Source organism: Novosphingobium sp. KCTC 2891 (genome assembly GCF_025938155.1).
In the GTDB taxonomy this organism is placed as follows: domain Bacteria; phylum Pseudomonadota; class Alphaproteobacteria; order Sphingomonadales; family Sphingomonadaceae; genus Novosphingobium.
The window spans coordinates 23,441-35,486 of the sequence record NZ_JAPCZG010000006.1 but is presented as its reverse complement, the minus strand read 5'-3'; the positions used below and the strand labels follow the sequence as shown (position 1 = coordinate 35,486).

10 protein-coding genes are annotated in these 12,046 nt (G+C 66.0%); 8 read left to right on the top strand and 2 right to left on the bottom strand.

Annotated elements, in window-relative coordinates; all coding sequences use genetic code 11:
* Positions 1 to 7: 7 nt before the first annotated feature.
* The 4 genes from OLX02_RS12550 to OLX02_RS12535 all read left to right on the top strand — a co-directional run bounded on the left by OLX02_RS12550 (position 8) and on the right by OLX02_RS12535 (position 3,207).
* The gene (locus OLX02_RS12550; RefSeq protein WP_264423339.1) at positions 8 to 1,063 is read left to right on the top strand and encodes a hypothetical protein; all 1,056 of its coding nucleotides are present in this window, start codon (positions 8 to 10) and stop codon (positions 1,061 to 1,063) included.
* A gap of 86 nt (positions 1,064 to 1,149) precedes the next feature.
* Positions 1,150 to 1,758, top strand: a complete 609-nt coding sequence (locus OLX02_RS12545) for a TetR/AcrR family transcriptional regulator (RefSeq protein WP_264423337.1) — start codon at positions 1,150 to 1,152, stop codon at positions 1,756 to 1,758.
* A gap of 46 nt (positions 1,759 to 1,804) precedes the next feature.
* Positions 1,805 to 3,016: a cytochrome P450 gene (locus OLX02_RS12540; RefSeq protein ID WP_264423336.1), complete on the top strand. Its 1,212-nt coding sequence runs from the start codon at positions 1,805 to 1,807 to the stop codon at positions 3,014 to 3,016.
* Positions 3,016 to 3,207: a rubredoxin gene (locus tag OLX02_RS12535; protein ID WP_264423334.1), complete on the top strand. Its 192-nt coding sequence runs from the start codon at positions 3,016 to 3,018 to the stop codon at positions 3,205 to 3,207. The genes OLX02_RS12540 and OLX02_RS12535 overlap by 1 nt, the downstream gene beginning before the upstream one ends.
* 207 nt (positions 3,208 to 3,414) lie before the next feature.
* On the opposite strand, the gene OLX02_RS12530 is transcribed toward OLX02_RS12535, so the two are convergent.
* Together OLX02_RS12530 and OLX02_RS12525 are read right to left on the bottom strand one after the other, a co-directional pair.
* A complete protein-coding gene (locus tag OLX02_RS12530; protein WP_264423332.1) occupies positions 3,415 to 4,200 on the bottom strand; it encodes an SDR family oxidoreductase in 786 nt (261 codons plus the stop codon).
* An 18-nt stretch (positions 4,201 to 4,218) separates the two neighbouring features.
* A complete protein-coding gene (locus OLX02_RS12525; RefSeq protein WP_264423331.1) occupies positions 4,219 to 5,703 on the bottom strand; it encodes an aldehyde dehydrogenase family protein in 1,485 nt (494 codons plus the stop codon).
* Between the two features lie 201 nt (positions 5,704 to 5,904).
* Between OLX02_RS12525 and OLX02_RS12520 the strand changes: the two genes are divergently transcribed.
* From OLX02_RS12520 to OLX02_RS12505, 4 genes are all read left to right on the top strand, one after another.
* Positions 5,905 to 7,419: a class I adenylate-forming enzyme family protein gene (locus OLX02_RS12520; RefSeq protein ID WP_264423330.1), complete on the top strand. Its 1,515-nt coding sequence runs from the start codon at positions 5,905 to 5,907 to the stop codon at positions 7,417 to 7,419.
* A 26-nt stretch (positions 7,420 to 7,445) separates the two neighbouring features.
* Positions 7,446 to 8,237: an SDR family oxidoreductase gene (locus tag OLX02_RS12515; RefSeq protein ID WP_264423329.1), complete on the top strand. Its 792-nt coding sequence runs from the start codon at positions 7,446 to 7,448 to the stop codon at positions 8,235 to 8,237.
* Entirely contained in the window at positions 8,237 to 9,259 is a 1,023-nt protein-coding gene (locus tag OLX02_RS12510) for a DUF2889 domain-containing protein (protein WP_264423327.1), read from the top strand. Before OLX02_RS12515 ends, OLX02_RS12510 begins: the two co-directional genes overlap by 1 nt.
* A gap of 98 nt (positions 9,260 to 9,357) precedes the next feature.
* Positions 9,358 to 11,895 (top strand): TonB-dependent receptor, encoded by a 2,538-nt coding sequence (locus tag OLX02_RS12505; protein ID WP_264423325.1) that lies wholly within the window; start codon positions 9,358 to 9,360, stop codon positions 11,893 to 11,895.
* Positions 11,896 to 12,046: the final 151 nt, after the last annotated feature.

Genomic DNA, 12,046 nt, shown 5'->3' with positions numbered 1-12,046 from the left:
CCAGGTCATGACCACTGCCGATCCATATGCATTCCTGCCCGAAGATGATTGCTACCACCGCCTTTCGGACGATCCCTACGAAACCGAGACCAACTGGTGGTCGTTCAACGTGCCCGAGCGCGGCATCGGGGGCTGGATTCACACCCCCTATTATCCCAACCGCAAGACGGTGACCTGGCGCATCTTCGTGTGGGACACGCGCGGCTGGGACATCGCGCGCATGGCCTATTACCGCAAGGTTGAGGAAGTGCCGATGCCGGACAACCCGGATCTGCGCGACATCACTTTTCCCGGCGGCGGCTACAGCCTCAAGATGCTCGAGCCGGGAATGAAGTACCATCTCGCCTATGCCGATCCGGACCGCGATTTCGCGCTCGATTTCGTGTTCACCGGCGCCCACCCGCCGCGCCGTTTCGAACCGGGCGAGCCGCCGTTCATGGCAACGCCGCACTATGACCAGCTCGGCCACGTTGCCGGTACGCTCACGCTCGATGGTGAGGCGATCCCGCTCGATTGCTGGAGCGTGCGCGACCGCACCTGGGGGCCGCGCGGCGGACCCTATACGCAAAGCCGCAAGCAGAGCTACGCCAGCGATCTGGACCGGGTGAGCCATCCCGGCGGGCCCCGCTGGCGCGAGATCGAGCGCGAGCGCGGACGCGGGCGCATCCAGTACATCTTCGGGCACGCCGACGGGGAAAGCGGTTTCCTCGGCTTCGTCCGCCCGCAGGAAGGCACCGCCGATGGCTGGAGCCCGATGAACGGCGGATACCTGCTGCGCGACGGCATCTACGGCAATCTCGATCCGCAAGGCTCGCGCATGCGCGTATTCCGTGATCCCTCGACCGGTTGGGCCAGCCACATGCAGGTCGAACTGGTTGATCAGGAGGGGCGCACCATGTTCGCCGAAGGCATGGCGATCAGCCGCATGAGCGAGCACGGCTATGGCACCAACCAGCTGCTGCGTTGGGAGTTCGACGGCAAGATCGGCTGGGGTGAGGACCAGGACATCTGGAACCCGCGCCATTTCCAGCGGATGCTCCACGCCCTGCGTCGCCCGCGCTAACGACCCTTCGTCCGGTCCGGCCTGCCTGCGCTGTCGTGCAAAAATGACCTTTGCGTTTTAAGATACACAAGTGTATTCAAATTCACATGCGTATCCAAAGAACGAGTCGCCAGGAAAGCCGGGCCCAGACGCGCGAGCGTCTGCTCACCGCGGCGCGCGCGGAATTCGCCCTGCGCGGCATCGGCGCGGCCTCGATCGACCGGATCAGCGAAAGCGCGGGCTTTTCGCGCGGGGCGTTCTACGCGAACTATGCGGGCAAGCACGAAGTCGTGCTGGAACTGCTGGAGCAGCACCAGACGCGCGAGATCGAGGCATGGCAGGGCCTGCTCGATGCCGAAGGTTCGCTCGCGGAAGTGCTGCCCCGCCTGCGTGACCGTTTCGACGCTTTCGCCCACAACACCGAGGATCTGCTGTTCATGGCCGAGCTGCAACTCGAAGCCATGCGCAATCCGGACCTCGCCGAACGCTACCGCAGCTACGCGCGCGAGATCGAGAAGCGCACCCTGCGCCTTGCGGAAGCATTCATCGTGCGCGCCGGCGGCAGCCGGGTATCGGCGGATCTTCTCGGCAAGGCCCTGCAATCGTTCAGCCCGCAGCTGATCGCGGAATCGCGGCTGGGACTAGGGCAGGACGGGGTGTCGGCGGGCGAGCGACTTGTCGCGATCATCACGGAACTTTTGGGAACGCGGTCGTAGCCGCCACGGGGCGGGCCGGCCGTGCATGGAGAGGAGCACAACGCTCATGACGACAAATGCCCTGGAACGACCGGCGAATGTGCCGGCCGACCGCGTAATCGATTTCGACCTCTACAGTTTTCCGGTCGAGGGCCTGGAATACCAGCGCTCCATGCGCGACATCTTCCTGTCGCATCCGGGTGATGTGCTCTGGACGCCGCACAACGGCGGCCACTGGATCGTCAAGACCAGCGAGCTGGTGGGCAAGGTCTTGTCGGACAACGATCATTTCTCGTCGCGCCGGATCATGGTGTCGGCCGAAGACAGCGATCGGCCGCCACTCGTGCCGCTTCAGCTCGATCCGCCGCATCACGCTGCCTATCGCCAGCTGCTGCAGCAGGCGCTGTCGCCCAAGGCAGTCGGCAAGCTTGGCGAGCGCGCGCGGGAACTGTCCATCGAACTGATCGAAGGGTTCAAGAAGGACGGCCACTGCGAGTTCATCGGCCAGTTCGCGCAGCACCTGCCGATCGCCATCTTCATGGAGATCGTCGGCCTGCCCGCCGAAGACCGCCCGCTGCTGACCGACATTGCCGAAACCGCCATGCGCGGCGAAACCGAGGAAGCGCGTAACGATGCCGCTGGCAAGCTCATGGCGTATGGCATGGCCAAGGTCGCCGAACGCCGTGCCAACCCCGGCAACGATCTCATCAGCACGATCGCCAAGGCTGAAGTCGATGGCAAGCTGATCGACGATTTCACGCTGACCGGGCTCATCCTGCTGCTGCTGCTTGGCGGGCTGGACACCGTCGCCTCCACGCTGGGCTTCTATGCCCAGTTCCTGGCGACGCATCCCGAGCATCGCCGGCAGCTCGTCGAGCACCCCGATCTCATCGCCAATGCCAACGAGGAACTGCTGCGCCGCTTCCCCATCGCGATCCTCGCGCGTGAGGTGAAGGCCGATCTCGTTGTCGATGGCATGGCGTTCAAGGCCGGCGACATGGTGCTGGTCCCGACCCCGATGGACGGGCTCGACGAAGACAAGTTCCACGAACCGCTTTCGGTCGATTTCAACCGTGAAAAGCCAGGTGCGAACACGACCTTCGGCGGCGGTGTCCACCGCTGCGTGGGTTCGATGCTTGCCCGCACCGAACTCCGCATGTTCCTCGAAGAATGGCTCAAGCGCATTCCCGACTTCGCGATCAAGCCGGGCACCAGCCCGAAGGTCAGCGCGCGCTCGGTGGCCACCATCACGAGCCTCGAACTGGTGTGGGCGGTCTGATGAGCGAAGATACCAGCAAGCCCGGCTTCCGGCGCTACGTGTGCTTCTATTGCGGCACGGTCTACGACGAGGCGCTGGGCTGGCCGGATGAAGGCATCGCGCCTGGCACCCTCTGGGAAGATGTGCCCGAAGATTGGGTCTGCCCGGATTGCGCAGCCACCAAGTCCGATTTCTCTCTCCAGGATTGGTAGGACTTCCGGGGGAAGGGAGCCGGGGGCCACCCTCCCGGCGTCCCGCCCAAACTTTGGGGCGGCCTGCCTTGGCAGGTCGCCCCTTTTTCTTGTCGGCAACGGCCGGGCAGCACTGCGCCGGACTTGTCCGTTCATCTCCCAAGACAAAGGGCGGCCCCGCTCGCGCAGGACCGCCCCTCGAGATTTCGGGCGTGGTTGGTGCGCGGGTCAGCGCATCACCCAGCCTCCATCGACGTTGAGCACCTGGCCGGTCATCCAGCGGCCCGCTTCCGACACCAGCAGCAGCAGCGCGCCGCACAGTGCGTCCGGCGTGTCGCGCAGCTGGATCGGCGTGCGCGATGCCGCCATCTGCACCAGCGGGCTGTCGTCGGGCGTGAGCGAAAGGCCCGCGTCGGTCTTGGTCATGCCGGGTGCAATCGCGTTGACGCGGATGCCCTGGCGGCCAAGCTCGGTTGCCAGCGTCGTCGTCGCGCCGACCAGCGCGATCTTGGTCACGCCGTAGAAGCTCTGCGCCGGGAAGGCGCCCGCCGACACCTGGTTGACGATCGCGCCGCCGCCGCGCTTGGCGATCAGCGGGGCGATGGTCTGGGCGCAGTTGATCGCGCCCCACACGTTCACCGCCATGCCCTTGTCGAAGCGCGCGCGGTCGGTCTCGATCAGCGGCTTGTCCACGATCTCGACCATCAGCGCGGCATTGTTGACAAGGATGTCGACCCCGCCGAACGCCGTCTCGGCCTGCTGCCCCATCGCGGCCACCGATGCGGTATCGGTGATGTCCACTTGTGCGGCGATCGCCTTGCCGCCCAGCGTGACGATCTCGTCCGCCACCTTCTGCGCGCCTTCGCCATTGAGATCGGCGACCACCACGTTGGCGCCGGCTTGCGCCAGTGCCACCGCATAGGCGCGCCCGATCGAATTGCCGCGCCCACCCGCGCCGGTGACGATCGCCACCTTGCCGTCGAGCCGGAAGTCCGTGTTGCTGAAATCGGCCATTGCTTGCGTCTCTCCCTCTCAGCCGAAGATCGGCGCGCCAACGCCGATGACGACGGTCTTGTAGTGCAGGAATTCGTCGATGCCTGCCTTGCCGCCTTCCTTGCCGAAGCCGGAAATGCCGATCCCGCCGAACGGGGTGTGCGGATTGACCTGGAATCCGCCGTTCACATAGACGCCGCCCGCGCTCAGGCGCTCGGACAGGCGGTGCACCCGCTGTACGTTGTCCGACTGGATATAGGCGGCAAGGCCATATTCGCTGTTGTTGGCGATGGCCACGGCCTCGTCCTCGGTGTGGAACTTCATCACCACCACGGCCGGGCCGAAAATTTCCACCTGGCTGATCTCGTGGTCGGGATCGGCGTCTACGATCAGTGTCGGCTCGATGAAGTTGCCGTCCGCCAGATCGCCGCCGCAGCGGTTGCCGCCCAGCAGGAACTTGCCGGCCTTGTCGGCCTTGGCGCGCTCGAACATTCCCATGATGCGGTCGGTGGCTGCCTTGTTGATGACCGGGCCGACCATCACGGTCGGGTCCATCGGATCGCCCACCTTGAACTGGCCGATGATGCCCTTCAGCCGCTCGACGAACTCGTCATAGACATCGGCGTGGACCAACTGGCGCGTGGGCAGGGCGCAGCCCTGGCCCGAAAGGCAGCCCACCGTCCAGAACACCGCGCGTTCGGCGGCGGCCTGAAGGTCGCAATCCGGGAAGACGAGGCTGGCAGACTTGCCGCCCAGTTCCATCACGCTCGGCTTGATCTCCTGCGCGCAGGCTTCAAGGATCTTGCGCGCGGTGATCGGGCCGCCGGTGAAGCTGATCTTGCGCACCTTCTTGTGGCGCACGATGGCATCGCCGGCTTCGCCCGTACCGGGGAAGATCGACAGCACGCCATCGGGCAGGCCGGCCTGCCGGCACAGCCGCGCGAACAGCTCGGGTGCGAACGGGGTCATTTCGGCGGGCTTGCAGATCACGCAGTTGCCTGCGGCCAGCGCGGCCGCCACTTTCATGCCCAGCGAGATCAGCGGGCCGTTCCAGGTGATGATGATGCCGACGATGCCGATCGGTTCGGGCACCGAATAGGCGAACTCGCCGCGCGTATCGAACGTGCCCAGCATTTCGCCCGTCAGCTTGTCGCACCAGCCGGCGTAGTAACGCACCCAGGCCACGGCCGTGTCGACGCCGCGTTCGCCCACCGAAATGGTCGTGCCGCCGTCCAGCGCCGCCATGCGGGCGAACTCGGTGCGATGCTCGACCATCAGGTCGGCCAGCTTGTTGAGGATGTCGCGCCGCTGTTCGGGCGACGTACGGCGCCAGCTTTCGCGCACCGCTTCAGCGCGTTCGACGGCTGAAGCGACTTCGGCGCGCCCGGCAAGCGGGATCGTCGCCTGCACTTGCTGGGTGACGGGGTGGAGGTGGTCGTGGGTGCCACCCGAGCCTCCCGTCTGCGGCACACCGCCGATATGGAGGTGAACCTGCGGGACGTCGGACAATACGGCCGTGGCCATGGCTTTCGTGCTCCTCTTCGTTGCGACGGGAAAAGGGAGCGGCGCGCGCCCCTGGTCCTCCTCGGCGTTCTTAACTTGCATCACTTATTGCACTAGGTGAACTATGTTGGCAAGATGCAACGGACAACTGCGGGGCGCTGCCTCGCACGCCGGATGGATTCATCTCCGGCACGGACAATGATGGGAAGGGCGGAGCTGGGAATGGCGCTGATTACGGAAAAACTGCGTGCGATCATGGCAATTGATCCTGCGCGCGCGGAGATCCATTTCGAAGGCCGCGACTATAGCTGGGGCGATCTTGCCCGCGTTGTCGCTGCGATCGAAGCGGCACTCGATGCCATGGCGCTTCCCGCCGAAGCGCGGGTAGGAGTCGTGCTGCGCAATCGTCCAGGGCATATCGCGGCGATTCTCGCCGTGCTGTCGAGCGATCGTTGCCTGGTCTCGCTCAATCCCATCCTGCCGGACGACAAGCTTTTCGCCGATATCGCCGGGCTGGGCCTGCCCGCGATCATCGCCGATGAAGATGACGTGGCGCGGCCCGGCATTGCCGATGCGTTCGCCCGGGCCGGCAGCGCGGTGATCGCCATCGGCGCGCGGCTCGAAGGCGTGCGCGCGCTGGCCGGGTTTGAAGCGCCTCGGGCAGAAGTGCAGACATCGCCCGGCGTTGCCATCGAAATGCTCACCAGCGGCACCACCGGCACGCCCAAGCGCGTGCCGCTCTCGCGTGCGGCCTTCGATGCGAGCTTCGCCGGCTTCACGCGCTACGAACGCAACCGCGATTTCGCGGACCAGCCGCAGCTGCGCTCCGGCGTCACCATGGTCAACAACCCGCTGACGCACATCGGCGGGATCTACGGCTGCATCGGCGCGCTCATGGCTGGCCGCAAGATCGGCCTGCTGGAAAAGTTCACGGTCGAAGCCTGGGTCGCCGCGATCCGCCACTTGCGCCCCAAAGTTGCGGGCGCCGTGCCATCTGCGGTGCGCATGCTGCTCGAAGCCGATGTCGATCCGGCCGATCTGTCGAGCCTGTCGGCGATCATCAGCGGTACCGCGCCGCTCGATCCCGCGCTGGTCGATGCCTTTCACGCGCGCTTCGGTGTGCCGATCCTTGCCAACTACGGCGCCACCGAATTCGCCGGTGCCATCGCCGGCTGGTCGCTCGACGATTTCAACGCGCACTGGGCGGCCAAGCGCGGTGCGGTCGGCCGCATCCACGCCAATGTCGCCGCCCGCGTGGTCGATGCCGCAAGCGGCGCCCCGCTCGCACCGGGCGAGGAAGGGCTGCTCGAGATCAGGGGCGACCAGCTCGGTCCGGCCTACCGCTTCGACGGAGATGCCTGGTTGCGCACCACCGATCGCGCCGTGCTCGACGCCGACGGCTTCCTGTTCATCCGCGGCCGCGCCGACAACGCGATCATCCGTGGCGGCTTCAAGGTCCATCCCGACGACGTGGTCCAGGCGCTGCACCAGCACCCCACTGTCCGCGAGGCGGCTGTCGTAGGCGTGCCGGACGACCGGCTCGGTGAAGTGCCGGCCGCCGCGATCATCCTGCGCGAGGGCGCCGAGCCGCCTGCACCCGATGCACTCAAGGCATTCCTCAAGGACCGGCTGATTGCCTACCAGGTCCCGGTCCACTTCCGCTTCGTGCCGGACTTTCCGCGCACGCCTTCGCTCAAGCCCTCGGCGCCCGGCCTGCGCGCGCTGTTCGCCGCCTGAAATCCATTCATCTCCGGAGCTATCCCATGAAAATCACCCCGACCACCGCCGCCATCGTCACCGGGGGCGCCTCTGGCCTCGGCCGCGCCACTGCAGAGGCACTCGCCGCCGCCGGCGCCCGCGTGGCGATCTTCGACGTCAATGAAGCCGCCGGTGAAGAGGTCGCACGCAGCATCGGCGGCCTGTTCTGCAAGGTCGACATCACCAGCGAGGACTCGGTCGTCGCCGGCTTCGCCAAGGCGCGCGCCGCCCACGGGCAGGAACGCATCACCGTCCACTGCGCGCAGATCTCGAAGAACGGCAAGACGCTGTCCTACAACCGCGAGACCGGCGGCTACCGCCGCCTGTCGACCGAAGACTATGCCTTCTCGGCGCAGGGCATCCTCGTCGCCAGCTACCGAATCGCCTCGCTTTCGGCGCTTGGCATGGCGGGTGCGGGTCCGCTCGAGGATGGCGAGCGCGGCACCATCGTGCTCACCGCCTCGGCCGCGGCGCAGGACGCGCAGATCGGGCAGGTCGCCTACGGTTCGCTCAAGGCGGGGGTCAACGGCCTCGTCCTGCCGATGGCGCGCGACCTGATGGACCTGGGCATCCGCGTCAATTCGATCATGCCCGGCATTTTCGCCACGCCGCCGATGCTCGCGGTCAAGGACAAGGCCCCCGCCGTGTTCGATGGCCTTGCCGCCTCGGTCCCGTTCCCCAAGCGCCTCGGCAAGCCCGAGGAGTTCGGCAGCCTCGTGCTCGAACTGGTGCGCAACACCTATTTCAACGGCCAGAATCTGCGCCTAGATGGTGCCATCCGGATGCCGCCGAAGTAATGGTTGCCCTCCAGCCACCGCAGCAGTTTCCGATTGCCCGGCAAAGCGCCGGCCATGCGCCGCTGCGGCGACCGGGGTCGATCCGCCGGACGACTTCGATCGACAGTGAGTGGCCAGGCGGCCTGGGCCAGCCGTGGGTGATGATCGGCCGCGCGCGCGACCTGCTCACTCCGGCGGACCCGGACGATGAGGCGCGGGTATTGGCCACGGCCTGGTATCGCATCCGCACCAGTCCCCAGCGCGAAATCCTCGAGATCGAGGCCGATCCCCATCACCCCCGCCTGCGTGAACTCGTCGGCGTCCGTGCGGGCGGCGCCAGCCGCGCGGCGCTGGGCGAGCGTCTGGGCGATATCGTCGGCACGCCGCTGTTCCAGATCCTCGATGATTTCGCCGGCGCCAGCCTTGTCGCCGGCTGGATCTGGAGCCGCTGGACCGACGACTGGATGGTCCGTGCGCAGAATGCGGGCACGCGCGCCACGGCGGGCAAGGGCGGGCGGATGACCGACATTTGCACCGGTTTTGCGGCGGGCGGCAGCTCGTTTCACGCCGATGGCACACCCAATTCGGGTGATCAGTCCTCAGCCGAGGTCGGCCCGCTCGAGCATCCCGACGATGCGCTGGGCTGGCATCCGATGCCGTTCCAACAGGGCCCGCGCAAGCGCCGCGCCCGGCGAATCGACCTGTGGCGCGAGGGGCGCCTGCTCAAGGTGGATGCCGGCTTCCAGGACAGCGGCAGCAACCCCGATGGAGGCCGTACCGCCGTGCATGAATATCGCATCTTCGCAGAGATCGATGCCGCCAGCGGCACGCTGGAGGCGCTGCAGGTGCTGCCGCTCGTCCTGCCGTATCGCGAATGCCCCGGCGCGGCTGTCAAGGCGACCCGGCTGATCGGCGAAAATGTTTCGGATTTCAGAGCGATCGTGCTCGACCGGCTGGTTGGCACCGAAGGCTGCACGCATCTCAACGATGTGATGCGCGCTCTCTCCGATGTGCCACTGCTGGCGCGCGCACTTGAATGTTGATGCCGGAGCTACACTATCGACTTGTATGTCATGGTAGACCTAGTTATATAAGTAGCCGTAACGGACGCTCCAGGTGTCCGAGGGAGGAGAGCCTGACCATGAAGACCAGTACCTCGCGCCTCGTCGCCCGCCTGCTCGGCGGTGCCATGGCGTCGGCCATCGCGCTTTCGGCCGGTGTGGCCCGCGCGGAAGACCAGCCCCAAGCCCAGCCTCAGCCGCAAAATGCGGCGACGCAGGGCGATCGGGGCATTGGCGACATCATCGTCACCGCGCGCAAGGTCGAAGAACGTCTGCAGGACGTTCCCGTGGCCGTCACCGCTTTTTCGGGCGATGCGCTGCGGATGCAGAACGTCGTCAACGTGGGCGATGTCGCGCGCTTCACGCCGGGCCTGCTGACCGTTCCCGCCACCAGCAATCCCACCGGCCTGTTCCTCGCCATCCGCGGCCAGGTCCAGGGCGACGTCCTGGCGACGCTTGAACCCTCGGTCGGCACTTATGTCGATGGGGTCTATGTGGCGCGCGCCTATGGTATCAACGCAGATCTGGTCGACGTCGCCAGCGTGCAGGTGCTGAAGGGGCCGCAGGGCACGCTGTTCGGTCGCAACACTTCGGCGGGTGCGCTGCTGATCGAAACCAAGAAGCCCAACCTCAACCGCACCGAAGCTGAACTCAGCGCCACTTACGGCCGCTATAACCAGCGCAGCGGCACCGGCATCATCAACGTGCCGTTGGTCGAGGACAAGCTCGCGGTGCGCGGTGCTTTCCAGGCCGGCGGGCGTGACGGCTACGTCACAGACGACATCACCGGCGCGAAGTACAACGATCTCGATACCTACACCGGCCGCGTGAAGGTGCTGTTTGAACCGGCGCCGGGTGTGTCGCTCCTCGCCCAGGGCGATTGGTTCGGCTACAACTCGCACGGCAACGCCCGTTCGCTGCGCTACGGCGGCCCGAACTATCTGGTCAACGCACCTGCCGGGCTGGTTTCGGCCGGCATTTTCCCCGATTGCAGCGCGCCCCAGAACGCCTTCTCGTGCGCCCCGGTGCCGACCTATGGCGCCCTCGTCGACAACAACCTGCTCGGTTCGCTCGGCGTTCCGCAGCCCGTTCTCGATGCGCTGGGGGTCCATTCCCTCCCGCACGACTTCGCCTACTACAGCCAGCTCAACGCCAAGAATCCCAACCGTACCGCGGCGGACTGGAATCCCTACACCCGCGTTCGCACGCAGGCCTACTCGCTCACCGGATCGGTCGATACTGGCATCGGCACGTTCAAGGTCATCGGCGGCTATCGTCAGGCGACCAGCCGCGCATCGATCGACCTCGACGGCACGCCCTATCAGATCCTTGCCTCGACCCAGTCGAGCGATCTGCACCAGTGGTCGGTGGAAGGCCAGTTGACCGGCTCCACCGCCAGCAAGGTTTTCGACTACGTCGCGGGCGTGACCTACTTCACCGAGGCCGGTAATGACTATTCGCTGTCCGGAACGCTCGTTCCGCTGCAGCCGCCGGGCTACTTCCGCGGCGTTATCGACAACAAGAGCTTCGGCGTCTACGCGCAGGGCACCTGGCATCTCACCGATGCGCTGGGCCTGACCGGCGGTCTGCGCTGGTCGAGCGACAAGAAGAATCTTGTCACCCACAACCAGTCGCTGGTGCCGATCGCGATGACCTCGGCCGCCTGCGCGCTGCCGGGTGCAGTGCTCACCCCGGGTGCCGCGCCGGGCGAAAACTGCCCGCTCGGCCACAGCGACACGTTCAAGCAGCTGTCCTACCTCATCAGCCTCGACTACCACATCACCCCCGATGTGCTGGTCTATGCCAAGATGAGCAAGGGCTACCGCTCAGGCGGCGAAAACCTGCGCGCCAGCGGCGATATCGGCACGTTCGCGCCGTTCATCCCCGAAATCAACTACGAGGAAGAAATCGGCCTCAAGGCGGACCTGTTCGACCACAGGGTGCGCTTCAACCTCGCCGGGTACTACAACAAGATCCACAACGCGCAGCGTTCGCAGCTGCTCGCGGTCGCCTCGGGGCCGCTGGCGGGGTCGCTGCTCACCGTGCTCGGCAATGCCCAGCGGGTGCGCAACCTCGGTGTCGAAGCCGATCTGCAGGTGGCGGTCACGCGTGACCTGACGCTGCAGGCCTCGGGCAGTCTCAACGACTTCAAGTATCTCAAGTACGATGTGCCGGCGAGCTTCGGCAGCACGGTCATGTCGGATCACCGCGGCGAAAACCAGGTCATGGTGCCTGACAGCAGCTTCACCGTCGCGGCCAACTACAAGCACGACTTCGGTGGCGTGAAGCTCTTCGCCCGCGTCGATTACTCGTGGATCGCCAAGTACCTGCTCTCGTCGGATACCTGCGGGGTCTATCCCGTGCCGGCCTACGGCACCGGCTGCATTCCGCTGCCGCAGGCGCAGATCGACGCCAACGTCGCGCCCGCTGCGGGCCTCCTCGGCGCGCGGATCGGCTTCAGCTTCGACGATGATCGCTACAAGATCGAGTTTTGGGGAACCAACCTCACCAACAATCGCGATTTCACGTCGGGCTTCAACGTGACGCCGTTCGGGCTGGTCTCCGGCATCCGCCGCGATCCGGCCATGTACGGGGTAACGGTCGGCGCCAAGTTCTGACGGTTGCACAGGAATGACGGGCTCCGGTCCAAGGGCAAAAGCGCGGACCGGAGCGATCAAGCGGGCAGGACGGGTAACCGTCCTGCCCCTTTTTTTGTGTCATGGCGGTGGCACTTGCACTTGCGCCGCAAGCGTTGGTCGCAGCGGGGCG

Bases quoted from the DNA above. Each gene is read 5' to 3' on its own strand.
- OLX02_RS12525 (WP_264423331.1), bottom strand. From the start codon at position 5,703: ATGGCCACGGCCGTATTGTCCGACGTCCCGCAGGTTCACCTCCATATC.
- OLX02_RS12540 (WP_264423336.1), top strand. From the start codon at position 1,805: ATGACGACAAATGCCCTGGAACGACCGGCGAATGTGCCGGCCGACCGC.
- OLX02_RS12545 (WP_264423337.1), top strand. From the start codon at position 1,150: ATGCGTATCCAAAGAACGAGTCGCCAGGAAAGCCGGGCCCAGACGCGC.
- OLX02_RS12505 (WP_264423325.1), top strand. From the start codon at position 9,358: ATGAAGACCAGTACCTCGCGCCTCGTCGCCCGCCTGCTCGGCGGTGCC.
- OLX02_RS12550 (WP_264423339.1), top strand. From the start codon at position 8: ATGACCACTGCCGATCCATATGCATTCCTGCCCGAAGATGATTGCTAC.
- OLX02_RS12515 (WP_264423329.1), top strand. From the start codon at position 7,446: ATGAAAATCACCCCGACCACCGCCGCCATCGTCACCGGGGGCGCCTCT.
- OLX02_RS12510 (WP_264423327.1), top strand. From the start codon at position 8,237: ATGGTTGCCCTCCAGCCACCGCAGCAGTTTCCGATTGCCCGGCAAAGC.
- OLX02_RS12520 (WP_264423330.1), top strand. From the start codon at position 5,905: ATGGCGCTGATTACGGAAAAACTGCGTGCGATCATGGCAATTGATCCT.
- OLX02_RS12535 (WP_264423334.1), top strand. From the start codon at position 3,016: ATGAGCGAAGATACCAGCAAGCCCGGCTTCCGGCGCTACGTGTGCTTC.
- OLX02_RS12530 (WP_264423332.1), bottom strand. From the start codon at position 4,200: ATGGCCGATTTCAGCAACACGGACTTCCGGCTCGACGGCAAGGTGGCG.